The following is a 23,464-nucleotide window of genomic DNA, read 5'->3' as shown; positions in this document are numbered from 1 at the left end:
TCAATTAACAAAGTTCGTTTTTATTCTACGACAAGCGTTTTGGTCACATTGCCGTATTCCGTTCGGACAACGACCATATAAGTGCCCGTTATCATTCCCGATGTGGAAACTGCAGTCTCCATGGAATTTATTTCTTGTTGTTTTACCATACGCCCTTGAACGTCGTAAAACTTGATCTCTCCAGTTGAAACATAAGACGGCGTTTGGAAGTTTACCGATCCTCTTGCCGGATTCGGGTACATTTTTACCGATTCGGCTTTAAAATCTTCGGTAGACAATACCAGGTTCGCAGTTGTAGAACCACAACTGTCGCCACCGTGATATCCGATGGTCAAACTTCCGGAACGTCTTGCATAAACGATGCTCAAGGAGCTCGCCGCTGCCGTAAACGTGTAATCGTTTGCATCACCTGTGTTAAGGGCGCGTGTGCCGACTACAGTTCTCGTTCCGCCACTGACCGTATTGGAGGTTACCGTCCAGTTTTGTTGTGCATCCAAAGGCGGCGTTACACCTACTCCGTTAAATGTTCTGTCGCTTAAATTGGTTCCGTCAAAAATGACGCAATCCATTCCGACATTGCCCATGCCAGTGGCATTGAAGCCTATTCCGAGCCAATCGGTAGAAGCGCCGGTAAGTGTCAATGTTACGAGCGTCGCGCTCACGTCTATTTTTGCGGTCATCCCGAGAGACGTCGACCCGAAAGAACTCAAGGTCAACGTACCTGTGCTGTATTGCCCGAAAACAGAGGTCATGCCGAGCAAGGCGAGAACGGAAAAGGTAATTTTTTTCATAGCTTTTTGGTTTTTAAGATTTCAATTAATTTGTCGTCGTTTGCCAGAATGGCGTAATCGATGGCCGATTGTCCGCGGTTGTCTTTATGTTCCGGATTTGCGCCTGCTTTTACCAGAATCGTAGCCAAATTGTGCTTTTTGAACATGACCGAATACAAAAGTGCGGTCGTACCGTTGGCGTCGGCGAGGTTCGGATTGGCTTTGCGTTCGATGAGATATTTTACCATCTCTTCATTTCCTTTCACGACCGAGGCCATCAACGCGGTTCCCATACCGCTGATCGCGTCTATGTTGGCACCGTTTTCGAGCAGGCTTTTCGCTACTTCGTTGTTTCCGCGGTAACACGCAAGGATCAAAGGCGTATAACCATCGGCATTCTTGGCATTGGCGAGTTTGGAATCCGATTTTAGCAGTTGTTTAACCTGCTCAACCGTGCCTGTTCTTGCCACATCGAAAATATCGGCGTTCTGGGACGAGGCCGACCATCCGAAAAAGGACAAGAACAGGAATAAGTACATTTTTTTCATAGCTTGAATTTTAGCTCCTAAATTAGTGAAATTCCGAACGATAGATTGTTTCAAAATCATCAAATCATGCTTTTCATTGAGAATATGTAGCCGTTTTATGAGTATTTACAGCTTATCGTCGAGAATTAGCACAATAAGTTTTGTGTAATTATCTTTGTAAAAACCTTAAACAGATGAAAAAATCTTACATTTTTTTGCTCTTGTTCGTCGCTTTTGGAATCAAGGCGCAGACAAATCAGAAATTTCCGAAAATAGACAGCCTGTTGACGCTGCTTTCGGCCAATAATAAATTCATGGGATCGGTCGCATTGCGCGAAGGCGATAAGGTCGTTTTTGCGAAAGCTTACGGTTATTCGGACGTCTACAACAAAAAACCATCGGACGAAAACACTAAATACAAAGTGGGCTCGATCACCAAGCCTTTTACCGCGGTCGTGGTTTTACAGCTTGTCGAAGAAAAAAAGCTCAACCTTTCGGATAAACTTTCGAAATTTTACCCCAAAATCAAGAATGCAGACGCGATCACCGTCGAGATGCTGTTGCGCCATCGCACGGGAATCCACGAGATCCTAGCCGATTCGATAACCGCACAAAATATCGGACGCCCGCATTCCAAACAGGAAATCGTAGACAGGATTGCGGGTTATGCTTCCGATTTCGCTCCCGATTCGAAATACACGTACAGCAATTCCAATTATATCCTTTTGGGTTATATTATCGAAGACGTGACGAAGAAATCGTATTCTGAAAACGTCCAGAAACGCATCATTTCCAAACTCGGACTCAAGAACACCTACTTGCCCGAAAAAATCGATTTTGCCAAAAACGAGGCGGTTTCTGCGATTTACGACGGCAAACACTGGGAAACGATTCCGGAATGGTCGAACTCGCTTGCGTATTCTGCGGGCGCTTTGGTTTCGACACCATCCGATTTGACAGCGTTCATGAAGGGATTGTTCGACGGAAAACTGATCAACGCCGCTTCTCTCGAGAAAATGAAAACGCTCAAGGACACGTATGGTTTGGGGTTGATCTCCGTCCCGTTCGATGATAAGATGTTTTACGGACATACGGGCGGCATCGAGAATTTCCGTTCTGTCGTCGGGTATGAACCCAACTCAAAGTTCGGGGTTTCGCTCTGCGTGAACGGCGACAACTACAACCGCAACGACATCATGATCGGAATCCTATCGATCTACTATGGCAAGGATTACAAATTTCCGGATCTAACCGAATTCAAAGTCGGCGAGACCATACTCAAAAGCTATGTCGGAAAATATTCGGCGGCCAATTTCCCTTTGAAGATCGCGATCTCTACCGAAAACGGAAAGTTGATCGCCCAAGCCGACGGCCAATCGGCGTTTCCGCTCGAAGCCAAAAGCGAAACGAGGTTCGAGTTCAAAGGCGCGGGAATCGTACTCGAATTTTCACCCGGAAAGATGAACCTCAAGCAAGCGGGAATAAATGTAGATTTCAACAAGGAATAAAAAAAGCGGCTTTCGGGCCGCTTATATTTTTTTGGTCGATTCGCGCTGGCGAAGTTCGGTTTTGATGACTTCCGTCTTGTATTTCTGTTCGTCGTCATCTTGGCTTTCGAGACGTTCGATGAGCAATTTGGTCGCGGCTTCCCCGATTTCTGGTCCGTGCTGGCTTACGGTCGACATACTTGGCGTGAGTCGTTTTGACCATACGCCGTCGGCAAACCCGATGATCGAAAGTTCTTCTGGAATCTTATAACCTTTCTTGATTGCGGCTTTCATGGCCGAAACCGCGGCGTGCTCGTCTACGGCGAAAACCCCGTCGATTTTTTGGTCGGCGAACAGTTTGGCGAGCTTGTTGTCGAAATCTTCGGTAGAATCGGTAAGCACGACAAGCGTTTCGTCTACTTTCGCGCCTTTTTTCTCGAGTCCGGCGTAGAAACCTTTGGCGCGAAGTTTTCCGACGCTCAAATTGTCGATAGAAGACAACAAAGCGATTCTTTTACATCCGGTTTTTACCAAATGCTGCACGGCGTTCTCGGCCGATTCGTAATCGTCTACGATGACTTTATCGCAATCCACTTCATCTGAAATACGGTCGAACATCACGATTGGCGTGCCTTCGTTTATGATTTGCTTGAAGTGGTTGAATTCCTGGAGTTTTTGCGCTTCTTCCGATATCGAAAGGATAAAACCGTCGATCGTACCGTTGCTCAGCATTTCGAGTGCATGCACTTCCTTCTCGAGCGACTCGTTCGAAATACACGTGATGATGTTGTAGCCTTTCTCGTCGGCGATCTTTTCGACTCCGGTAAAAACTTTGGCGAAAAACGGATTGAGGATGTTCGGGATGATCACGCCAATCGTTTTGGTCTTGCGGTTCTTAAGATTCAATCCGATGACATTCGGCTTGTAATTCTTGAGTTTGGCATATTCCTGGACTTTGGCTTTGGTCTGTTCGCTGATTTCGGGACTGTCGTTCAACGCTTTCGAAACGGTTGAAACGGATACATGCAGATCTTTTGCGATTTGTTTAAGCGTGGCCTTAGACTTCATAATGGAACGATTTCAGCATTTAAAGGGAAATTATACAATTTTTCAGGAAAATAGTGCAACGGTAAAAATAAAGTTTCGAAAACAGTTAAAAAACGTTACAAAAATCCGAAATTCTTCAAAACCATAATTGAATTGGCAACGTAGGTTTAGGTTAAGTACAAATATACGTATTCGTGCCAACCACGACTATTAATTCTTAAAATGTTAATTATGGAAAACAGAGTAATCACTAAGGACGAAAACCCGACGTTGACCAGTCGCAGGAATTTCCTTAAAATCAGCGGCCTTACCTTGGCCGGTACGGGCTTGCTGTTAGCTGGCTGTAACAATGACGACGATAATTCGGGCGGATCGTCGAACCAATTGCCGGGAATCCGCAACGGCGTTTTCGATCTTGGCGGAGGCGACTTCGGCGTGTTGACCTACGCATATGCACTCGAACAGCTCGAAGCCGACTTCTACACGAAAGTGGTCAACGACGCGGCTTTTTCCTCATTCAGTGAACAAGCCAAAGACATTCTTTCCGACCTTCAGAAACACGAAGTCATCCATCGCGAATTCTTCAAGGCCGCATTGACCGACGCGCTTCCGAATCCGACGACACAATTGTTGCCAGCGTTGGCGTTTACTTATCCGGGCGTCAACTTCTCAAGCCAATCGAGTGTAATCGATACGGCCATAGCGCTCGAAGACACGGGCGTTTCGGCTTATAACGGTGCGGGAAAACTGATTACCAATCCTGACTATCTTGTGATTGCAGGCCAAATCGTTTCGGTTGAAGCCCGTCACGCGTCGGCTGTGCGCGATTTGAGAAACCCAGGTTCGACAGATTTCGCCAATACCGCAGACGCGAACGGACTCGATCCGGCGAAAAAACCTTCGGAAATCGCTCCGGTGGCGCAACAGTTCATCACGACCCAATTCACCGCTACGTATTTACCATAACCTAAAACCCATCATCATGAATCTGATAAAATTTTTAGAATCGTTTACCGACGACAAACTATACGCAACGGGAACTTCGAGAAGAAATAGCTTTTCGCAATTCGGGAATTTAGGCAAAGGACTCGCATTGGCATCTCTTCCGTTCGGTCTTTCGGCCTTGTCGAATAAGGCTTTTGCCGCAGACATCACGCCGACTCCGGCAACCGCAGCGGGCGCCTTGCAATTGGCGCTGACATTGGAATATCTGGAAAGTGCGTTTTATGCGACCGCGGTCGATTCGGCCGGGTTGATTCCGGCAGAAGACCAGGCGGCGATCACATTGATCCGCGACCATGAAGCCGATCACGTTTCGTTTTTGACAACCGCGATGGAAGCCAACGGGATCGCGATTCCGGCAATGCCGACTTTCGATTTTTCGGGCGGTATCGGACTTGATCCTTTCAACAATTACGACCAGTTCCTTGCCGTAGCCCAAGCGTTCGAAGATACGGGCGTTCGTGCTTATAAAGGCCAGGCCGGTTACTTGATGGGTTCGGATTTTCTGACTGCGGCGCTTCAGATACATTCGGTCGAGGCAAGACACGCTTCTCAAATCCGTCGCATGCGCGGACAAAAAGGCTGGATCACTTTGAACAACAGCGGCGGCCTTCCTCCTCAGGTACAAGTCGTGTATGACGGAGAAGAAAGCACGGCTCTCGGCGCGGGGCAATTCGACGCGGCGGCGCAATCGGAAGCGTACGACGAAACCATCAGTACGCAAACGGCCGTGAACATCGCGAATCTGTTTATCGTATAATTATAGTGTGACTTTTTGCAAGAAACCGCTTGTCAATTGATGGGCGGTTTTTTATTGTGAAACTATCAAATGAAATTTTCGCAGTAATCCAACATTTGACTTTCCGGTTCAAAAACTGGAATTTGGCACTTAATATTTTGAAATTTCCTACCTTTTTTCATCCCATAAAATTATCTTTTATAGCGGTTTGCATTTATAATAATTAATTGTACTTTTGCAGCCCCTTATATTGGGGACGGAATGTTTAATTAAATAAATTTATTGTGAACACATTAAGCTACAAGACTGTATCAGCCAACAAGGCCACTGTGAAAAAGGAGTGGGTTGTTGTTGATGCTGAAGGTCACAACTTGGGGCGTCTTGCGTCTAAGGTCGCTATGATCTTGCGCGGCAAGTACAAGCCGAGTTACACACCGCACGTTGACTGTGGCGATAACGTGATCGTTATCAATGCAGAAAAGATCAACCTTACCGGTAACAAACTTGACGACAAGACTTACATTCGTCACACAGGTTACCCAGGTGGTCAAAGATCCCTTACTGCCAAAGTTCTTCAGCAGAAAAACCCTGCTGCTTTGGTTGAGAAAGCCGTAAAAGGAATGTTGCCTAAGAACAAATTGGGCGCAGAACTTTTCCGCAACCTGAGTGTTAATGTAGGTTCTGAGCACAAACACGCTGCTCAACAGCCTAAAACCATTAATCTAAACGAAATTAAGTAATGGCTACAATTCACAAAATCGGCAGAAGAAAAACTGCTGTAGCCCGTGTTTACCTAACTGAAGGTTCTGGTAAAATCACGGTTAACAAAAAAGAATTCGCGACTTACTTCCCAACTGCTACGCTTCAGTACAAAGTTTTGCAGCCGCTTGAGATGACTCAAAACGCTTCTAACTTCGACGTGAAAGTGAACGTGTACGGAGGTGGTACAAACGGCCAGGCAGAAGCAGTTCGTATGGCAATCGCTCGCGCAATGTGCGAAGTGGAAGCTGAGAACCGTCTTATCCTGAAGCCAGAAGGATTGCTTACCCGCGACCCACGTATGGTTGAACGTAAGAAATTCGGTCAGAAGAAAGCGCGTAAGAGATTCCAGTTCTCTAAACGTTAATCTGAACCTTCAATTAGTAAAAAATTTAAAACGAGTTATTGTTGTTATCAGGCTGCGGCCTGAGATTAGTTTAGCATCTAAATGGAGTAAAGGCGTAAGCCACAGAAACATTGCTAATGTCAACAGAACGTAAACTATTTACAAAATGGCAAACAAAGTAGAAGTTAAAGACTTACTGGAAGCAGGTGTCCACTTTGGGCACATGACCAGAAAATGGGACCCGAACATGGCCCCTTACATCTACATGGAGCGTAATGGAATCCACATTATCAACCTGTACAAAACAGCAGCCAAAATCGAAGAAGCTAACGAAGCTTTGAAGAAAATCGCTGCTTCTGGCCGCAAAATCCTTTTCGTTGCGACCAAAAAACAAGCAAAAGACATCGTAGCCGACAAAGCGAAAGCCGCTAACATGCCGTACATCACAGAAAGATGGCCAGGTGGTATGTTGACTAACTTCGTGACTATCCGTAAAGCCGTAAAGAAAATGGCTTCTATCGATAAGATGAAGAAAGACGGTACTTTCAACACTCTTTCTAAAAAGGAGAAACTGCAAATCGATCGTCTTCGTGCAAAGCTAGAGAAGAACTTAGGTTCTATCGCTGATATGTCTCGTTTGCCTGCTGCACTTTTCGTAGTAGACATCAAAGCTGAACACATCGCAGTAAAAGAAGCGCAAAAATTAAACATTCCGGTTTTCGCAATGGTTGACACCAACTCCGATCCACGCGAAGTTGACTACGTTATCCCTGCAAATGATGACGCTTCAAAATCAATTGACAAAATCCTTTCTTTGGTATCCGCAGCAGTAATTGAAGGTTTGCAAAACCGCAATTCTGACGCCGCTTTCGAAGATGCTCCTGAAGGAGAAGAAGCAGAAACTGTAGAAGTAGCGGCAGCTCCGGCTGTTGAGGCTCCGGTTGCTGAAGCTCCTGCAGTAGAAGCTGAAGAAAAAACTGAAGAATAAATCCTTTAAAATTCCAAAACGCCAAGTCCCACATTCCAATGGATTGCCGAAATAACGGTTTTTTAAAGTTGGATTTTGGGATTTGGAGTTTGGAATTTTTTCTTTTACACAAATTATAAACTTACAACTTAAGAGATATGTCAACTATCACTGCTGCAGACGTAAACAAACTACGCACCGTTACCGGAGCGGGTATGATGGACTGCAAAAAAGCCCTTGTTGAAGCCGATGGAGATTTCGACAAAGCGATCGAGATCCTTCGCAAAAAAGGACAAAAAGTTGCTGCTAACCGTTCAGACCGCGAGTCTACAGAAGGTGCTGCAATCGCTGTTGTTAACGCTGACAAGACTGAAGGCGTTGTCATCACTTTGAACTGTGAAACTGACTTCGTGGGTAAAAACGAAGGTTTCGTAAAATTGGCTACAGACTTGGCTAACCTTGCAATCAACTTCGATTCAAAAGACGCTTTCCTTGCCGCAGATTTCAACGGAATCACAGTTGCCGACAAATTGATCGAGCAAACAGGTGTCATCGGAGAGAAAATCGAGATCGGTTCTTTCGAGAAACTTTCTGGAGCTTTCGTAGGATCTTACATCCACGCCGGTAACAAAATCGCTACTTTGGTTTCTTTGTCCGCTAATGTTGCCGGTGCTGAAGAAGCTGCACGTAACGTAGCGATGCAAGCTGCCGCGATGAACCCGATTGCCCTTGACGAGGCTGGCGTTGACGCGTCAATCATCGAAAAAGAAGTCGAGATCGCAAAAGACCAATTGCGTCAGGAAGGCAAGCCGGAGGCTATGCTTGACAACATCGCAAAAGGAAAAATCCAGCGTTTCTACAAAGACAACACTTTGGTGAATCAAGAATACATCAAAGACGGATCTATGACGGTTACATCTTATGTAAAATCAGTAGATTCAAACCTTACTGTGACTGGCTTCAAGAGAGCTGCTCTAGGTTAATATAATTCAACTATTGATAGAAAAACCTCGCTTCACGGCGGGGTTTTTTGTTTTTACACGTTTTTATGCACTAAACCATACGCTGTTGGAGTTGATGTAAAGTATTGTTACTTTTACTATCCAGGCATTTCTCCTAAAAAAATCCGGTTTTGAAAAAGATTTCACTCGTTTTGTTGCTGTTGGCGACGTCGGTAATCGCCCAACCCAAAAAATACCAGAGTCTCTTATGGGAAATCTCGGGTAACGGTCTTGGACAGAAATCGTACGTATACGGCTCGATGCATGTGAGCGATAAGGTTTCTTATCATTTGTCGGATTCGTTTTTCACGCATTTGCTTGCCTCCGATTTCGTGGCCACCGAAAGCGATCCTTCTACTTGGATCACGCTTTACGACGCATTGGGCATGAACCAATTCGACGATTTGCTCAACAGTCGCCCATTCTATTCGAGGTTTTACCAAAAGCCGCTTACACGTGAGAATCTTTTGCCGCTTTTCCAGAACGATAACAACATCGTCAACAACCTGCTGTCGCGTACCACCGAAAACCAAAAAGATTACCAAGAGGACACGTATCTCGACATGTTCATCTATCAGACCGGCCGCAAGTACAAGAAAAAAGTGGTCGGGCTCGAAAACGCCAAAACCTCTATGATTTCAGTGATGAACGCCGAACCTGCGCAAGACGAGAACCGCGAAGAAAACATGCAGGCGATTACGAAAGTGTTACGCGAACGCACCTTCAATCAGGCCATGCTCGACTTTTACCGCGAGAAAAACCTCGACATGCTCGATTCGCTTTACGTACTTATGACGCCCGCCAATTACCACAAGGCGCTTATCCTCGACCGCAATCTGGTCATGGTGAAAAGCATCGATTCGCTCGCGCGTAAAGGCAGTTTGTTCGCCGCCGTCGGAGCTGCGCATTTACCCGGAAAGAAAGGTATCATCGAACTGCTGCGCGACAAAGGCTACACGGTGAAGGCCGTCATCGACGGATATACCGAAAAAGGCCGCACCACCAAAAAGACTATAGACAATTATTTCATCAAACCCGATTTCAGCGTCAAATCGACTCCCGATGCGATGATTTCGCTACCGATGCTCACTAAACCGATTTACAACAACCAAGATATCGGCACTCCCGATTTGGCGAATGGCGCGATGATCAACCTCAAACGGTTGCCTTTGCGCGATTATCTGCGCGAATCCGACGGGTTTAACCCGCAAACGCTCGACAGCCTTTTTTATGAGAATATTCCGGGTACGATCTTGCAAAAGCGCTTCTATTCCGAAGACAATTATTCGGTTTACGACATCACCAACAAAACCAAAACCGGAAACGCCCAGCATTCGCGCTATTACATCACACCTTTGGAAATCATTTGCGTGAGCATGAACGGCAACGGCAATTATGTGCGCAAATATGAGAACGAGATTTTCGCGAACATAAAGCTCAAAAAATCGACATCGGCCTGGGAAACCGTCAGTCCTGCAAAAGGCGGATTTTCGGTCAACCTTCCCGCCTATCACACCATTTACGGGAATCGCGACTCATCCAACCCAGAGAATATAGAAATCAATGCGTTCGACGCCACAGAAAAATCCTGGTATTTCCTTTCTGAGTATGCGGTAAACGACAACGAAACGCTAGAAAATACGGCGTTTGAACTCAAGCGTATCCAACAGGAATTCTTTACGCAACTCCAGATCGTGCCTTCGCCCGAAGATACGGTCTTGTTCGACAACAGTTACGAATCGGCCGGCCGGCTCGGGCAAAAACATTTCAGGCTCAAGACCATCGTGAACGGGCAACATTATTACCTGCTTGGAACGATAAACGCTTCGAACGAAAATACCAAAAAATTCTTCGGATCTTTCACGGTAAAACCTTTCAGGACCGATTATTCCGTCAAAAAATTCGCTGACGAACAAGCGCATTTCTCAATGGATCTTCCCGAAAAGGAAAACGAACATTACTTCTGGAAAATCAGTGAAAAAGCCCAAAATTTTTCGCCAGACAAAAAAAACATCTTCAAGACGCGCGACAAGCAGTATAATTTCGTTTCACCTTCTGGCCAGACCGCCGATGTGTTCGCGTGGTCGTATCACCGGTATGATTTCGTGCGCAACCGCGATACGCTTTTGGTCAACATCAGACGAAATATCCTTGACGATTACAACAAAACCGCAACCGACGACGACAGCATTCCCGTTGCACAGGCATTCGGTTCGGACGATTATGACCTTGACGGAAAACAGTCCGTTTTGCCTTTTTCGACCTGGGACAAATTGCTCAAACCTTCGAAAGACAAAAACAACAAGCAACACAAAGCCGAACTTGTAAACGAAAAACTCACGTTCGACGAAACCAGACAATTGACCCGACTCGACGCAACGGCCCAACGTCCCGGATCGGAACAAGCCGCGCGCTATGTCGCCTTTGTGCAGGACGGTTTTATCTGGTACATCCGTTCGCTCGTGCCGAAAGCACAAAAAGACAAGGATTTCATCGATCGACTCGCCGATTCGTTCGAGCCTTTGACCCAAGCGCCCGAACACTCGCTTTTCATGAAGAAGACCGGAATTTTTATAGCCGATGCGCGAAGTGAAAACGACAGCATCCGATATTCGGCTTTCGAATCGGTCGATTTGCTTCAACTCGACAAAACCGATTTGCCCGCGCTTAAAGAGTTCCTGACGACTTTCGAATTCAGGCCGGAAGAAACCCAGGCGCTTTCGTCTTTGCTCGAACGCATCGGAAACATCAAAGATCCGCAGGTCGTGCCCTTTTTGGAAAGCTGTTACCGAAAAGATAACGTGAACGCAGTGTTGCAGCTCGCGATAATCCGTGCGCTCGCGAAGCAGAAATCGAAAGCCGGTTATGAAAAAATCGCCGAATTGCTCGAATACGATCTGCCGCTGTCGAACAACCAATCGGAAATCGCAGGATTGTTCTTCATGTTTGGAGAGGATGCCGAAAACAGCAAGGTTTTATATCCAGCAATCTTCCAATACTATGGCGTTTCGGAGTATCAGGATCCGATCGTGCAGTTCACTACACGCCTCATAAGCGAAAACCAGGTGAACCCGAAAAAACTCAAAGCCTACCGAAAGTTATTGCTTGCCGACGCACGTCTCGAAGCCAAACGCGTTTCGGTCTGGAAAACCAAACAAGCGGCAGACGACAGTTATTTCTACGGTTCTCCGACCGAAAACCTGAAGAATTACGCCAATCTTTTGTACGCTTTCAAAAAAGACAAAGCAGTTGCCGAATGGTTCAAAAAGGCGGCGGCACTCGATTTGCCCGAAATCAATCTGGAATTGGTGCGTCTCGACCTGGCCAATGGCGCCAAACCCGATCAGGATAGGGTTGCCGCTTTGCTCGGCGATCCGGCAACGGGTTTCACTGCCTATCGTTTGTTTTACGACGATAAGTCGGGTGCGAAATGGGCCGACGACGAAATTGCGAAAGCTCTTGTCGCTTCGTTTTCGGATACCGATGAAAATGCCCCGACAATCGAATTCCTGACCACGCGCACTACCGATGTCGGCAACCGAAAAGCGACGTTGTTCTTTTTCAGGCAAAACCAGACCCCGAAAAATCCGAACTACGGTTTACAAAGTTCGAAACTCGTAACGGTAGCTTTCCTTGGCGACGAACACGGCATCGACCCACAAGCTTGGAAATTCCTAGGTTCTACCGATATTTCGGACGAATCCAAACTCGACGAAGAGTACGACGTGATTATAGATCGATTGCTTAATTCCGGTCACTCGCGCGCTTCGTTCGGCAAACAGGCCGAAAACAATTTATACTATCCCGAATCCGATTATTGATATGGAAAAAATACGCTGCAGTTGGTGCGGAACCGACCCGCTTTATGTGAAATACCACGACGAAGAATGGGGTGTTCCCGTGCGCGACGACAAAATGCTGTTCGAATTCCTGACTTTGGAGACGTTCCAGGCGGGCCTGAGTTGGATTACCGTGTTGCGCAAACGCGAGAATTTCCGCAAGGCTTTCGACAATTTCGATTACAAAAAAGTCGCGAAATACGACGACGACAAAATAGCCGATCTCATGCAAGACGCGGGCATCATCCGCAACGGCGCCAAAATAAAAGCGGCCGTGACCAATGCGCTGGCGTTTATGGAAGTCCAGAAGGAATTCGGCAGTTTCTCGAAATACATTTGGGGATTCGTGAACGGTGAACAGATCGTAAACCCGATGCCGAACCACAAAAACGTGCCCGCAACGACACCGCTTTCGGACGAAATCAGCAAGGATTTGAAAAAACGCGGATTCAAGTTCGTGGGCTCGACGGTCGTTTACGCACACATGCAGGCTACGGGAATGGTAGACGACCACATCGACGCCTGCTTCAAGAAAACCAAATCCTGATGTTCAAAACCAAAAAAGACACGCTTTACGTTATCCTTGCGGGAATTTTCATCACGAATGCGGTCGTGGCCGAACTCATTGGCGGGAAACTCATTTTCGTAGGTCCGAATCTGATGAGTATCGGGATTTTGCCGTGGCCCGTCGTTTTCATCACCACCGATTTGATCAACGAATACTTCGGACAGAAAGGCGTGCGCCGACTATCGATGATTACCGCCGGCTTAATCGCGTATTGTTTTATCGTACTGTATTTCGCTTTGCAGATTCCGGCCGCGAAAATGGACGGGTTGACCAATGTAACCGACGAACAGTTCCAATCCGTTTTCGGCCAAAGTTTATGGATCATCGTAGGAAGCATCACGGCGTTTTTGGTTTCACAGCTCATCGACGTGACGATTTTCCACCTCGTTAAAAAACGCACCGGACATAAAATGATTTGGCTGCGCACGACGGGATCGACGGTGATCTCGCAGTTTTTTGACAGCTTCATCGTACTCGGCATCGCGTTTTACCTAACCGGAAAAATGGATACCGAAACCTTTATAAAATCAGGATTGACGGGATATAGCGTAAAATTGGGAATCGCGATTCTGCTCACACCCGTGATTTACCTCGCGCATTGGATCATCGACAAGTTCGTGCATGAACACGTAGAAACACCAGATTAGAAGCGCGGTGTTTTAGAACGGACTTCCCTTGGTTTTGGTTCGTCATCATTCTTATCGCGTTTGGCGTTTTTTACGATATGGATGATTTTCTCAAGCGAGTACAAAACGATCTCACCTACGTCGGGTTTTTGCATTTCGGTCGTAAAAACCCACTTGGTACGCGTTTTCGTTCTTCTCTCATTAAGACGGACTTTGAGGCTTTTAGTAGTGGGTGAAACGATTCTTTCTACAGGCACCGTCCCGCTAATTTCGAACTGTAGGCGAACGGTATCTTTAAAATGTTCGAGCGGGATGCGGATGGCATATTTCCCGTCTTTGTCGGTTTTTGTACCGTTGCTTTTCCCGATTTCGAATACGTGCGCATTGTGAACCGGGCCCAAATCTTCGACCGTGCCTGTTATTTCAATGAATTGGATTACCGAATCTTTGACGGTACGCGCAGATGTACCTTCAGTATCGACAGGTTGCGCATAAGCACAGAAACCCGTGAGCATCAAAAGGTAAGTGAGATTTTTTGTGGATCCTGAAAGTTTTGCCGATTTCAACAGAAGTAGAGTTTGTTCCCGAATATAGGATTTTTCGTGCCATCGCAACAAAATCCGTGCCTCAAACGATTGTCTAGCCCAGATGGAAGCGGTTAGCCCACAGGGTTCAAGACTTGGCTTTTTGAAAATTGGCGCGGCGACCAGCGGAAGCCATCGCTAATTTTACAAAAACCTGGCTTGAGACCGAGGACTAATAGCGCACAGCTGGAAAAAGCTCCTAAACCTTATCCTCGAAAAACTCCTTGATCTCGTCGTAAACGATTTCCCCTTTCACGATGTTGAGACCTTTCGCCAAATCGTTGTTTTTCGCGCAAGCCTCCTCGTATCCGAGATTCGCAAGCTTCAGAACATAAGGCAACGTCACGTTCGTAAGCGCCAAAGTCGACGTATACGGCACGGCTCCGGGCATGTTTGCGACGCAATAGTGCACGATGTCGTCTATGATGTACGTCGGATTTTCGTGTGTCGTGGCGCGCGTGGTCTCGAAACAACCGCCTTGGTCTACGGCCACATCGACCATGACCGTTCCGGGGCGCATTTCCTTGAGCATGTCGCGCGTGATGAGTTTGGGCGCTTTCCCGCCTTTTACGAGTACGCCGCCGATAATCAGATCGTGGTTCTTGATATGGCGTTTGATGTTGTATTCGCTCGAATATTCGGTCACGACGTGGCTCGGCATGATGTCGTTCACGTGACGCAGCCGTTTCATGTTGATGTCGAGGATCGTGACGTGAGCGCCCAATCCGGCGGCCATTTTCGCTGCTTGCAACCCGACGACTCCAGCTCCGAGAACCAGTACTTTTCCGGGCGGAACTCCGGGAACGCCACCGAGCAAAACACCGCGTCCTTTAATGGGTTTTTCGAGATATTTCGCGCCTTGTTGGATTGCCATGCGTCCGGCGACTTCACTCATCGGCGTCAAAAGCGGCAATGTCCCGTCTTCGTCTTCGACCGTTTCATAGGCGATGCAGACCGCTTTGCTATCGATCATCGCGCGCGTGAGTTCCGTGCTCGAGGCGAAGTGGAAATAGGTAAAAATGACTTGATCTTGTTTGATCAGCGGATATTCTGAAGCAATGGGTTCCTTGACCTTGACGATCATTTCGGCCAAATCGTAGACGGTTTCTATGTCGGGTACGATTTGGGCACCGACCGAAGCATAATCGGCATCGACAAAACCGCTTCCGACGCCCGCCGAGGATTGCACGTAAACGGAATGTCCGTTTTTTACCAATTCATAAACGCCTGCGGGAATAAGCCCCACGCGATTCTCATTATTCTTGATTTCTTTTGGCAATCCAATTTTCATGGGGTCAAAATTTAATATTTAACCAAATATAAATTTTTACCCTTCAAAAAATAGGGGTATAATTATTTTTTCGATAAAAATCACAATTTTAACGCCGCAATGAACAACGCTCTCGGAATTTCGGAACAACCCAAACTTTCCAAATGGTCGTTGTGGATCTGGCAATCGATAAGACGATAATTTTCGGATTGGAGTTTCTTGGCCAACGTGATGAAAGCGGCTTTTGAAGCATTCGAAACTTTAGAGAACATGCTTTCGCCACAAAAAACATGACCGAGGTCGATGCCGTACAAACCGCCGACGAGTTCTCCGTCTTGCCAGGTTTCTACAGATTTTGCATAACCCAGACGATGCAGTTCGAGGTAGGCTTCTTTCATCTCGTCCGTGAGCCATGTACCGCTTTGTCCTTTGCGCTCGGTCTTTTGGCAGTTCGAAATCACGCCTTCGAAGTCTTGATTGAACGTGATTTCGAAAATTCCCTTTCGCAAAATGCTTTTCATGCTTTTGGAAACGACCAGATTGTCGAACAGCAACACCATTCGCGGATCGGGCGACCACCACAAAATCGGGTCGTCTTCGTCGAACCAAGGAAAAATGCCGTTTTGGTAAGCCAGCAACAACCGTTCTGTAGACAAATCTCCGCCAATGGCAAGCAATCCGTCGTAATCGGCTTCATCGGGATCGGGAAAAATAAGCTCTTTACTTAAAAAATACATCGTACAAAAAACCCGGCCTTTTTGAAACGCCGGGTCGTGATAATTATAGGATTTGGACTAGAACGGCAGATCGTCGTGCTCTTCCTCGTTGAAATTCTGCGCAGGCGCGAACGATTGGGCCGGCGGCATTTGCGGCTGTTGGTACTGCGGCTGTTGTTGATACTGTTGCTGCTCTGGCGCTCCAGCCTGTACTCTTTCGATTCTCCAGCCCTGAATCGTATTGAAATAACGCGTTTCCCCTTGAGGACTGACCCACTCGCGTCCGCGAAGGTTGATCGACACTTTTACGTCTTCACCGGCGCGGTATTGGTCGAGCAGATCGGTTTTGTCCTGGGTGAACTCGATCATGATATGTTGCGGATATTGCTCATCTGTAGTGACGACCAATTCTCTTTTCTTGAACGAGGCGCTCACCTGTTGGGTCGGGTTTACGACTTTGATTTTTCCTGTAACTTCCATCTTTTCTTTTCTTTAAATTTAAACTCTTTTGGCTAATAAGACCTTCCATGCCGAAAGCACCTCATTCTTATCTATATATTCTTTGGCGAGTTCGTGTTGCTTCTGTTCATCGTCTGAACTCAACACGCCTTTGACCTCGAAATCTTCTTTTACAAATATAGCGACTTCCTCGGGTGTCGGCAAGGCTTCGACATTTCCTAACATACCGAAGTCGTTGCCATTGAAAACCGGGCTTTTCAAAATCTTTTCGGGAATCGCATCAACACCTATCCCTAACGTCGTGAGCGGTTTCGGCACTTCGAACAAGCCCATGTTCGAGCGCGAGTACCAATTTGCGCCCAATCGCGAAACCAAGTCGATCTTGTGTTGGTCGATGTTCCCGTTTTCGTCGAGAATCTCTTCGCTGATGTGCATCTTGAGCACTTCGCAAATGATCAGATTGCCCGCTCCGCCTTCATTTCCGAGGCTGATGATCTCGTTGACCTTACACTCGAACTGCACGGGTGATTCGGCCACGCGGTACGGCTTCACCAAATCTGAAGCGATCGCGGTCAGGCCCGATTTCACGAATTCATTCACGCCGTCGGCATATTCGGTACTCGATAGCGACGCTTGTTGCACGATGTCGTAATTCACGACGTTTATGACCACTTCGCGCGTCGCATCGGCATTGATCAACGTGTGCTTTATCGTATTGTCGCGCACCCGTCTCGAAGGCGAAAAAATCAAGACCGGCGGATTCGAACTGAACAGGTTGAAAAAACTGAAAGGCGACAAATTCGGATTTCCGTCCTTATCTACGGTACTCGCGAACGCAATAGGGCGCGGTCCGACGGCAGATTGCAAATAACCGTGCAATTTCTGGGTCGTCATTTCGCCCGGAACGATACTGATCATGCTTCAATTAGGTTTGTGGCAAATGTAGCAATCGCGAATCGGTTTACGTTTTAAAACGGGCCGGAAGTTATCAACTGTTTGTACAAAACCACGCAGGACAAGGCTTTTACATTTTTTCAAGTTCCGATTCGAGCCTGTCGAAATTCTCCTCGTTTTTTTCGGGAGCGAATTTCACGATCGTGTCGTACATCTTTTGTTCATAAAACTTCATTTTGAACGTGACGGACGTTTTGTCTTCGTCTATTTTGTCGAAAACGACCGTTACATAAAACAACGGCTGGGAAACGCGATCCCATTCGAGGCGCTTTTCGGGTTCGACGACGGTAAATCTGGCTTCGTTCTCGTAATTCCCTTTTTCAGGGCCGTGCATGGTGAGCCGCCAAGTACCACCGACGCGCAGGTCGTGTTTGTGGATCGTATTGGTAAATCCGTTCGGCCCCCACCAAACTTTAAGATGTTCTGGGTTTGTCCAGGCGCGCCACAGTTTATTTATCGGATGCGCAAATTCTCGTCGGCTTACTATTTCGAGTTGACTCATCTTGCTGTTTTTCCAAAGGTAAATCGGATCGTGGTCAAATCGCACAACAAGGAAACAAAAAAAGGAACACCTATTTTACGAAGAAAAGTCCTCAAACCTTTTTGTGTAAAGTCGTATCGTTTCAGAAGGCCCGGATTTTTACGAAACTAATTTCGCAGACTTTTCAAACCACCTTGATTTTACAGGGAATTACGAAATTTAACAATTTACAAACCATTAATTCACAAGCAATTACGTTTAATAAAAATAACGTTCCGCATACTGTCGTTTGTTAAAAACTACGGCTGATTGTGGAAAAGTTTGACTTTTTTAAACCGCCCCAAATGGCAATCTTTGTAATCACGATAAAACAAAAATTTTTGTTAAAATCCCCAAACGAAAAAGAGCAAAATGGCAGCGATAGAACCGATACTCCAAGAAAACAAAAACCGCTTCGTTATCTTCCCGATCAAGCACCACGATATTTGGGAATGGTACAAGAAAATGGAAGCTAGTTTCTGGACTGCCGAAGAAATCGACCTGCACCAGGATTTGAACGACTGGAACAACAAGCTCAATTCGGACGAGAAGTATTTCATCAAGCACATTCTTGCGTTTTTCGCGGCTTCGGATGGTATCGTGAACGAAAACCTCGCCGAAAACTTCGTCAATGAAGTGCAATATCCGGAAGCCAAGTTTTTCTATGGTTTCCAAATCATGATGGAAAACATCCACAGCGAGACGTATTCGCTTCTGATCGATACTTATGTTAAGGATGAAGCCGAAAAGAACCAGCTTTTCACCGCGTTGGAAGTATTTCCCGCAATCAAAAAGAAAGCCGATTGGGCGTTGCGTTGGATCGAGTCCGATTCGTTCGCCGAAAGATTGATCGCGTTCGCCGCCGTCGAGGGAATTTTCTTCTCGGGTGCGTTCTGCTCGATTTTCTGGCTTAAAAAACGCGGCTTGATGCCCGGACTTACATTCTCTAACGAATTGATTTCAAGAGACGAAGGCGTGCACTGCGATTTCGCCGTACACTTACACAACCACCATTTGGTGAACAAAGTGCCGAAAGCGCGCATCAAGGAAATCATCGTCGATGCGTTGAACATCGAACGCGAATTCATTACCGAGTCGCTTCCGGTAAGCCTTATCGGGATGAACGCGACGCTTATGACGCAATACCTTGAGTTCGTAGCCGACCGTTTGCTTGTCGAACTGGGCTGCGACCGCGAGTACAACGGCACGAATCCGTTCGATTTCATGGACATGATCTCGCTTCAGGGCAAGACGAACTTCTTCGAGAAGCGCGTTTCGGAATACCAGAAAGCGGGCGTCATGAACAACGATACCGATTCCCAAAAAATCAGTTTCGACGCCGATTTCTAGCAAAAATCCCTATCCTGAAGCTCACGCGAGGGAAAGCTCATAACCAACCAATTGCCCGGAAAATTCCGGATTTCCAACTAATTCGGAACGAGTTTCCGCACCAAAACCATTCATTAATCTCTAAAGTGTGACCTATGTTTGTAGTTAAAAGAGACGGCAAGAAAGAGCCGGTAATGTTTGACAAAATCACCGACAGGATCAAGATTTTGTGCTACGGGCTAAACGACCTTGTAGATCCGGTAAAAGTGGCCATGCGCGTGATCGAAGGCCTTTACGACGGCGTGACTACGTCTGAACTCGACAATCTAGCTGCCGAGACCGCGGCGTCAATGACGGTCACTCACCCTGATTTTGCCCAACTCGCGGCCCGTATCGCGATTTCCAACCTGCACAAGAATACCAAAAAGTCGTTCAGCGAGACCATGAGCGACATGTTCCATTACGTGAATCCGCGTACCGGACAAGAAGCGCCTTTGTTGTCGGACGAAGTACATACCGCGATTATGGAGAACGCCGAAAAACTCGATTCGGCCATCATCTACAACCGCGACTTCAATTACGATTACTTCGGATTCAAGACACTTGAGCGTTCGTATCTATTGAAAATCAACGGAAAAATCGTTGAGCGTCCGCAGCACATGTTGATGCGCGTTTCGGTAGGAATCCACATGAACGACATCGACGCTGCAATTGAGACGTACGAATTGATGTCGAAGAAATTCTTCACGCACGCAACTCCTACGCTTTTCAATGCCGGAACGCCAAAACCGCAAATGTCGTCTTGCTTCCTTTTGTCTATGAAAGACGACTCGATCGACGGTATTTACGACACGTTGAAAAACACGGCCAAAATCTCGCAATCGGCGGGAGGAATCGGTCTTTCTATCCATAACGTACGCGCTACGGGTTCTTACATCCGCGGCACGAACGGAACCTCTAACGGTATCGTACCGATGCTTCGCGTGTTCAACGACACGGCGCGTTACGTCGATCAAGGCGGCGGAAAACGTAAAGGATCGTTCGCGATCTACGTCGAGCCATGGCATGCCGATATCTTCGAATTCCTCGAGCTTCGTAAGAACCACGGAAAAGAAGAGATGCGCGCGCGCGATTTGTTCCTTGGCATGTGGATTCCGGATTTGTTCATGAAACGCGTTCAGGACGATGCTTCATGGACGTTGATGTGTCCGAACGAATGCCCCGGATTGTACGACGTACATAGCGAAGAATTCGACGCCTTGTACCTCAAATACGAATCGGAAGGCAAAGGCAGAAAAACCATAAAAGCTCGTGAAATCTGGGAGAAAATCCTCGAATCTCAAATCGAGACCGGATTGCCTTATATGTTGTACAAAGACGCGGCGAACCGCAAGTCGAACCAGAAGAATCTGGGTACGATCCGTTCGTCCAACTTGTGTACGGAAATCATCGAATATACGTCTGCAGACGAGGTGGCGGTGTGTAACCTCGCTTCGATCTCGCTTCCGATGTTCGTCGAAAACGGAAAATTCGACCACCAGAAACTGTTCGATGTCACCAAGCGCGTTACAAGAAACCTCAACAAAGTCATCGACCGCAACTATTATCCGTTGGTTGAGGCCGAGAACTCGAACATGCGCCACCGTCCGGTAGGATTGGGCGTTCAGGGATTGGCCGATGCGTTCATCAAATTGCGCATGCCGTTCACAAGCGACGAAGCCAAGCAGATGAACCAGGAAATCTTCGAAACGCTTTATTTCGCAGGTGTTACCGCATCTATGGAAATGGCAAAAGAAGAAGGGCCGTATTCGACTTTCGCAGGCTCGCCGATTTCGCAAGGTGAATTCCAATACAACCTTTGGGGATTGAAAGACAGCGACCTTTCGGGACGTTGGGATTGGGCTTCGTTGAGAAAAGAAGTGATGGAACACGGCGTGCGCAACTCGCTTTTGGTCGCGCCGATGCCTACGGCTTCAACTTCGCAAATCCTCGGAAACAACGAAGCTTTCGAACCGTATACTTCGAACATTTACACGAGAAGAACGCTTTCGGGCGAATTCATCGTCGTGAACAAGCACTTGCTCGAAGACCTTGTTGAATTGGGCATCTGGAACGAATCTTTGAAGCAGGAAATCATGCGCCACAACGGATCGGTACAAAACATCGACGGCATCCCGCAAAACATCAAGGATTTGTACAAGACCGTTTGGGAAATGTCTATGAAAGACATCCTCGACATGTCGCGTCAACGTGGTTATTTCATCGACCAATCGCAATCGCTTAACCTGTTCATGGAAGGCGCAACCTATGCGAAATTGACTTCGATGCACTTCTACGCGTGGCAGTCGGGCTTGAAAACGGGAATGTATTATTTGCGTACCAAGTCGGCGGTAGATGCGATCAAGTTCACGCTCAACAACGACAAGACCCGAGCCGTAGGCGAACTGGCCGTAGGCAAAGCAGAACCAGTTGCAGAACCGGTCGCCGTAGAAGTACAGGCCGAAGGCGAAATGTCGGCAGAAGAATTCCGTGCCATGGTAGAGCGTTCGCGCAATGCCGATCCGGAAGACTGCGAAATGTGCGGCTCCTAACCAATTATATAGTTTGTGTAAAAAGGAAGTTTCGGCTTCCTTTTTATGTTTTATATTGTAGAAAAAATTATGGAATACGCCCTACGCGAATTAGAGATTCCCGATCATTTGCTGGCTTCATCGGGTCAGCGGTTTGCCAATTACATCGTCGATTACATTGCCGAAAACGCCATGAATTTTGGAATTATTATCATTTTGGGATATTTCATGGATACGATAAGCGCTTCTTCTGACGGATTCTTTTTTTGGCGTTCCACGTCGTTGCTCCAAGTATTTATCGGCTTGTTTTGGTCGCTCACCTATTACACGATGTTCGAATTGTTAACCGGACGCACGCTCGGAAAATTCGTGACCGGCACCATCGTAGTGAGCAAAACTGCACAGAAACCGACCGCTTTGCAAATTTTGGGTCGTTCGTTGAGCCGTTTGATTCCGCTCGATGCTTTCAGTTTCCTGTTTATGTCTGCGGGTTGGCACGATCGCATTCCCAAAACAAGGGTCGTGCGTAAATCGGATTATGAGCAATACATTCGCCAGGTCGATGAATTGGATGAAATCGGAAAAAACCAAGAATCTCTTTAACAAACAATAAAAAACAATGGCACAATTTGAAGTTACACACGAAATGCAAGCCCCGAAAGGTTTAAGGCTCGCTCATTTTCTAATCGACTATTTCGCCATCATCGCATTGTACGTGATCCTTTCGATCGCTTTCACGCTGATCGTGATCGCTACCGGCGGAATGCCATCCCAAAGTTACCCAACCACCAATATCGCATTGAGCTTGCTGCTTTGGTTTTTGCCGTACTTCGCCTATTATTTCGTGTGGGAAGCTCTGGCAGGACGCACTTTGGGGAAACTCATCACCGGAACTATCGTGATACACGAATCTGGAGAGAAGCCTACGCCCCGAACCATTTTCATACGTACACTTTGCCGATTCATCCCTTTCGAAGCGTTCAGTTTCTTAGGAGACACGGGTTGGCACGACAGCATTTCGGGCACTTGTGTCGTCAAGAAACACATTTATATCCTTAGGCAAAACGAAATCATCGAACTCGACGAAATCGGGCAAAACAGCGAATTATTATAACATGGCAAAAGAAAAAAAAGGTGTTTTTACCGGAAAAATAGAACAAGACGAGAAAGGGAATTATTTCTGCGGGAAATACCTGCTCGATTACCAATATACCGAAGCCGGGAATTTCAAGGTAGGCGACGAGATCAACCTCAAGACCGTGGTCGCGAATCCCAGCAATGCATCAAACGAGAAATATCCGATGAAATCGCGAAACTTCTTTTTGGCCAACGACAAGAAGTGATTTGAACAACGAACATTGAATAACGAATAACGAACATTGAA

24 protein-coding genes are annotated in these 23,464 nt (G+C 46.8%); 15 read left to right on the top strand and 9 right to left on the bottom strand.

From position 1 onward, the window contains the following. Positions 1 to 20: 20 nt before the first annotated feature. On the bottom strand, positions 21 to 791 hold the full coding sequence (locus tag HZF10_RS11730) for a T9SS type A sorting domain-containing protein (RefSeq protein WP_176006392.1): 771 nt from the start codon (positions 789 to 791) through the stop codon (positions 21 to 23). Continuing rightward, a complete protein-coding gene (locus tag HZF10_RS11725) occupies positions 788 to 1,318 on the bottom strand; it encodes an ankyrin repeat domain-containing protein (protein ID WP_176006391.1) in 531 nt (176 codons plus the stop codon). Before HZF10_RS11725 ends, HZF10_RS11730 begins: the two co-directional genes overlap by 4 nt. Positions 1,319 to 1,491: 173 nt before the next feature. Between HZF10_RS11725 and HZF10_RS11720 the strand changes: the two genes are divergently transcribed. Further along, positions 1,492 to 2,805 (top strand): serine hydrolase domain-containing protein, encoded by a 1,314-nt coding sequence (locus HZF10_RS11720; protein ID WP_176006390.1) that lies wholly within the window; start codon positions 1,492 to 1,494, stop codon positions 2,803 to 2,805. 21 nt (positions 2,806 to 2,826) lie between these two features. On the opposite strand, the gene HZF10_RS11715 is transcribed toward HZF10_RS11720, so the two are convergent. Beyond that, positions 2,827 to 3,852, bottom strand: coding sequence for a LacI family DNA-binding transcriptional regulator (locus HZF10_RS11715; RefSeq protein WP_176006389.1), 1,026 nt, complete (start codon positions 3,850 to 3,852; stop codon positions 2,827 to 2,829). A 210-nt stretch (positions 3,853 to 4,062) separates the two neighbouring features. Between HZF10_RS11715 and HZF10_RS11710 the strand changes: the two genes are divergently transcribed. From HZF10_RS11710 to HZF10_RS11670, 9 genes are all read left to right on the top strand, one after another. Then, positions 4,063 to 4,797 (top strand): ferritin-like domain-containing protein, encoded by a 735-nt coding sequence (locus HZF10_RS11710; RefSeq protein ID WP_176006388.1) that lies wholly within the window; start codon positions 4,063 to 4,065, stop codon positions 4,795 to 4,797. Positions 4,798 to 4,813: 16 nt separating this feature from the next. Further along, positions 4,814 to 5,593: a ferritin-like domain-containing protein gene (locus HZF10_RS11705; protein ID WP_176006387.1), complete on the top strand. Its 780-nt coding sequence runs from the start codon at positions 4,814 to 4,816 to the stop codon at positions 5,591 to 5,593. A 263-nt stretch (positions 5,594 to 5,856) separates the two neighbouring features. After that, on the top strand, positions 5,857 to 6,312 hold the full coding sequence (gene rplM, locus HZF10_RS11700) for a 50S ribosomal protein L13 (protein ID WP_176006386.1): 456 nt from the start codon (positions 5,857 to 5,859) through the stop codon (positions 6,310 to 6,312). Then, positions 6,312 to 6,698, top strand: a complete 387-nt coding sequence (gene rpsI, locus HZF10_RS11695; RefSeq protein ID WP_176006385.1) for a 30S ribosomal protein S9 — start codon at positions 6,312 to 6,314, stop codon at positions 6,696 to 6,698. Before rplM ends, rpsI begins: the two co-directional genes overlap by 1 nt. 145 nt (positions 6,699 to 6,843) lie before the next feature. Further along, positions 6,844 to 7,665 carry a 30S ribosomal protein S2 gene (rpsB, locus tag HZF10_RS11690; protein WP_176006384.1) on the top strand — a complete coding sequence of 274 codons (822 nt, stop codon included), beginning with the start codon at positions 6,844 to 6,846 and terminating at the stop codon, positions 7,663 to 7,665. A 137-nt stretch (positions 7,666 to 7,802) separates the two neighbouring features. Beyond that, positions 7,803 to 8,627: a translation elongation factor Ts gene (tsf, locus tag HZF10_RS11685; protein ID WP_176006383.1), complete on the top strand. Its 825-nt coding sequence runs from the start codon at positions 7,803 to 7,805 to the stop codon at positions 8,625 to 8,627. Between the two features lie 149 nt (positions 8,628 to 8,776). Continuing rightward, positions 8,777 to 12,466, top strand: a complete 3,690-nt coding sequence (locus HZF10_RS11680; RefSeq protein ID WP_176006382.1) for a TraB/GumN family protein — start codon at positions 8,777 to 8,779, stop codon at positions 12,464 to 12,466. Position 12,467: 1 nt separating this feature from the next. Beyond that, entirely contained in the window at positions 12,468 to 13,031 is a 564-nt protein-coding gene (locus tag HZF10_RS11675; RefSeq protein WP_176006381.1) for a DNA-3-methyladenine glycosylase I, read from the top strand. Continuing rightward, positions 13,031 to 13,699 (top strand): queuosine precursor transporter, encoded by a 669-nt coding sequence (locus tag HZF10_RS11670; RefSeq protein WP_176006380.1) that lies wholly within the window; start codon positions 13,031 to 13,033, stop codon positions 13,697 to 13,699. Before HZF10_RS11675 ends, HZF10_RS11670 begins: the two co-directional genes overlap by 1 nt. Here the strand turns inward: HZF10_RS11670 and HZF10_RS11665 are convergent. The 6 genes from HZF10_RS11665 to HZF10_RS11640 all read right to left on the bottom strand — a co-directional run bounded on the left by HZF10_RS11665 (position 13,696) and on the right by HZF10_RS11640 (position 18,163). Beyond that, complete coding sequence (locus tag HZF10_RS11665; RefSeq protein WP_176006379.1) at positions 13,696 to 14,244, bottom strand: hypothetical protein; 549 nt, start codon at positions 14,242 to 14,244, stop codon at positions 13,696 to 13,698. The genes HZF10_RS11670 and HZF10_RS11665 overlap by 4 nt on opposite strands. A 217-nt stretch (positions 14,245 to 14,461) precedes the next feature. Further along, positions 14,462 to 15,553: an alanine dehydrogenase gene (ald, locus tag HZF10_RS11660; protein WP_176006378.1), complete on the bottom strand. Its 1,092-nt coding sequence runs from the start codon at positions 15,551 to 15,553 to the stop codon at positions 14,462 to 14,464. An 80-nt stretch (positions 15,554 to 15,633) separates the two neighbouring features. After that, positions 15,634 to 16,269 carry a leucyl/phenylalanyl-tRNA--protein transferase gene (gene aat, locus HZF10_RS11655; protein WP_176006377.1) on the bottom strand — a complete coding sequence of 212 codons (636 nt, stop codon included), beginning with the start codon at positions 16,267 to 16,269 and terminating at the stop codon, positions 15,634 to 15,636. Between the two features lie 57 nt (positions 16,270 to 16,326). Further along, on the bottom strand, positions 16,327 to 16,728 hold the full coding sequence (locus HZF10_RS11650) for a DUF3127 domain-containing protein (protein WP_176006376.1): 402 nt from the start codon (positions 16,726 to 16,728) through the stop codon (positions 16,327 to 16,329). Between the two features lie 18 nt (positions 16,729 to 16,746). After that, entirely contained in the window at positions 16,747 to 17,625 is an 879-nt protein-coding gene (locus HZF10_RS11645) for a flavin reductase family protein (RefSeq protein WP_176006375.1), read from the bottom strand. Between the two features lie 106 nt (positions 17,626 to 17,731). Continuing rightward, positions 17,732 to 18,163 (bottom strand): SRPBCC domain-containing protein, encoded by a 432-nt coding sequence (locus HZF10_RS11640; protein ID WP_176006374.1) that lies wholly within the window; start codon positions 18,161 to 18,163, stop codon positions 17,732 to 17,734. A gap of 390 nt (positions 18,164 to 18,553) precedes the next feature. Between HZF10_RS11640 and HZF10_RS11635 the strand changes: the two genes are divergently transcribed. The 5 genes from HZF10_RS11635 (at position 18,554) to HZF10_RS11615 (ending at position 23,423) form a co-directional block, all read left to right on the top strand. Next, positions 18,554 to 19,531 carry a ribonucleotide-diphosphate reductase subunit beta gene (locus tag HZF10_RS11635; protein ID WP_176006373.1) on the top strand — a complete coding sequence of 326 codons (978 nt, stop codon included), beginning with the start codon at positions 18,554 to 18,556 and terminating at the stop codon, positions 19,529 to 19,531. Positions 19,532 to 19,665: 134 nt separating this feature from the next. Next, positions 19,666 to 22,101: a ribonucleoside-diphosphate reductase subunit alpha gene (locus HZF10_RS11630; RefSeq protein ID WP_176006372.1), complete on the top strand. Its 2,436-nt coding sequence runs from the start codon at positions 19,666 to 19,668 to the stop codon at positions 22,099 to 22,101. Between the two features lie 69 nt (positions 22,102 to 22,170). Beyond that, positions 22,171 to 22,683, top strand: coding sequence for an RDD family protein (locus HZF10_RS11625; protein WP_176006371.1), 513 nt, complete (start codon positions 22,171 to 22,173; stop codon positions 22,681 to 22,683). A gap of 16 nt (positions 22,684 to 22,699) precedes the next feature. After that, positions 22,700 to 23,194 (top strand): RDD family protein, encoded by a 495-nt coding sequence (locus tag HZF10_RS11620; RefSeq protein ID WP_176006370.1) that lies wholly within the window; start codon positions 22,700 to 22,702, stop codon positions 23,192 to 23,194. 1 nt (position 23,195) lies between these two features. After that, the gene (locus tag HZF10_RS11615) at positions 23,196 to 23,423 is read left to right on the top strand and encodes a hypothetical protein (protein ID WP_176006369.1); all 228 of its coding nucleotides are present in this window, start codon (positions 23,196 to 23,198) and stop codon (positions 23,421 to 23,423) included. Positions 23,424 to 23,464 lie beyond the last annotated feature (41 nt).

This window comes from Flavobacterium agri (assembly GCF_013401995.1).
Lineage (GTDB): Bacteria > Bacteroidota > Bacteroidia > Flavobacteriales > Flavobacteriaceae > Flavobacterium > Flavobacterium agri.
The sequence above is the reverse complement of the archived record's forward strand: the minus strand, read 5'-3'. Positions and strand labels throughout refer to the sequence as shown.

Bases quoted from the DNA above. Each gene is read 5' to 3' on its own strand.
- HZF10_RS11730 (WP_176006392.1), bottom strand. From the start codon at position 791: ATGAAAAAAATTACCTTTTCCGTTCTCGCCTTGCTCGGCATGACCTCT.
- HZF10_RS11725 (WP_176006391.1), bottom strand. From the start codon at position 1,318: ATGAAAAAAATGTACTTATTCCTGTTCTTGTCCTTTTTCGGATGGTCG.
- HZF10_RS11720 (WP_176006390.1), top strand. From the start codon at position 1,492: ATGAAAAAATCTTACATTTTTTTGCTCTTGTTCGTCGCTTTTGGAATC.
- HZF10_RS11715 (WP_176006389.1), bottom strand. From the start codon at position 3,852: ATGAAGTCTAAGGCCACGCTTAAACAAATCGCAAAAGATCTGCATGTA.
- HZF10_RS11710 (WP_176006388.1), top strand. From the start codon at position 4,063: ATGGAAAACAGAGTAATCACTAAGGACGAAAACCCGACGTTGACCAGT.
- HZF10_RS11705 (WP_176006387.1), top strand. From the start codon at position 4,814: ATGAATCTGATAAAATTTTTAGAATCGTTTACCGACGACAAACTATAC.
- rpsI (WP_176006385.1), top strand. From the start codon at position 6,312: ATGGCTACAATTCACAAAATCGGCAGAAGAAAAACTGCTGTAGCCCGT.
- rpsB (WP_176006384.1), top strand. From the start codon at position 6,844: ATGGCAAACAAAGTAGAAGTTAAAGACTTACTGGAAGCAGGTGTCCAC.
- tsf (WP_176006383.1), top strand. From the start codon at position 7,803: ATGTCAACTATCACTGCTGCAGACGTAAACAAACTACGCACCGTTACC.
- HZF10_RS11675 (WP_176006381.1), top strand. From the start codon at position 12,468: ATGGAAAAAATACGCTGCAGTTGGTGCGGAACCGACCCGCTTTATGTG.
- HZF10_RS11670 (WP_176006380.1), top strand. From the start codon at position 13,031: ATGTTCAAAACCAAAAAAGACACGCTTTACGTTATCCTTGCGGGAATT.
- ald (WP_176006378.1), bottom strand. From the start codon at position 15,553: ATGAAAATTGGATTGCCAAAAGAAATCAAGAATAATGAGAATCGCGTG.
- aat (WP_176006377.1), bottom strand. From the start codon at position 16,269: ATGTATTTTTTAAGTAAAGAGCTTATTTTTCCCGATCCCGATGAAGCC.
- HZF10_RS11650 (WP_176006376.1), bottom strand. From the start codon at position 16,728: ATGGAAGTTACAGGAAAAATCAAAGTCGTAAACCCGACCCAACAGGTG.
- HZF10_RS11645 (WP_176006375.1), bottom strand. From the start codon at position 17,625: ATGATCAGTATCGTTCCGGGCGAAATGACGACCCAGAAATTGCACGGT.
- HZF10_RS11640 (WP_176006374.1), bottom strand. From the start codon at position 18,163: ATGAGTCAACTCGAAATAGTAAGCCGACGAGAATTTGCGCATCCGATA.
- HZF10_RS11635 (WP_176006373.1), top strand. From the start codon at position 18,554: ATGGCAGCGATAGAACCGATACTCCAAGAAAACAAAAACCGCTTCGTT.
- HZF10_RS11630 (WP_176006372.1), top strand. From the start codon at position 19,666: ATGTTTGTAGTTAAAAGAGACGGCAAGAAAGAGCCGGTAATGTTTGAC.
- HZF10_RS11625 (WP_176006371.1), top strand. From the start codon at position 22,171: ATGGAATACGCCCTACGCGAATTAGAGATTCCCGATCATTTGCTGGCT.
- HZF10_RS11620 (WP_176006370.1), top strand. From the start codon at position 22,700: ATGGCACAATTTGAAGTTACACACGAAATGCAAGCCCCGAAAGGTTTA.
- HZF10_RS11615 (WP_176006369.1), top strand. From the start codon at position 23,196: ATGGCAAAAGAAAAAAAAGGTGTTTTTACCGGAAAAATAGAACAAGAC.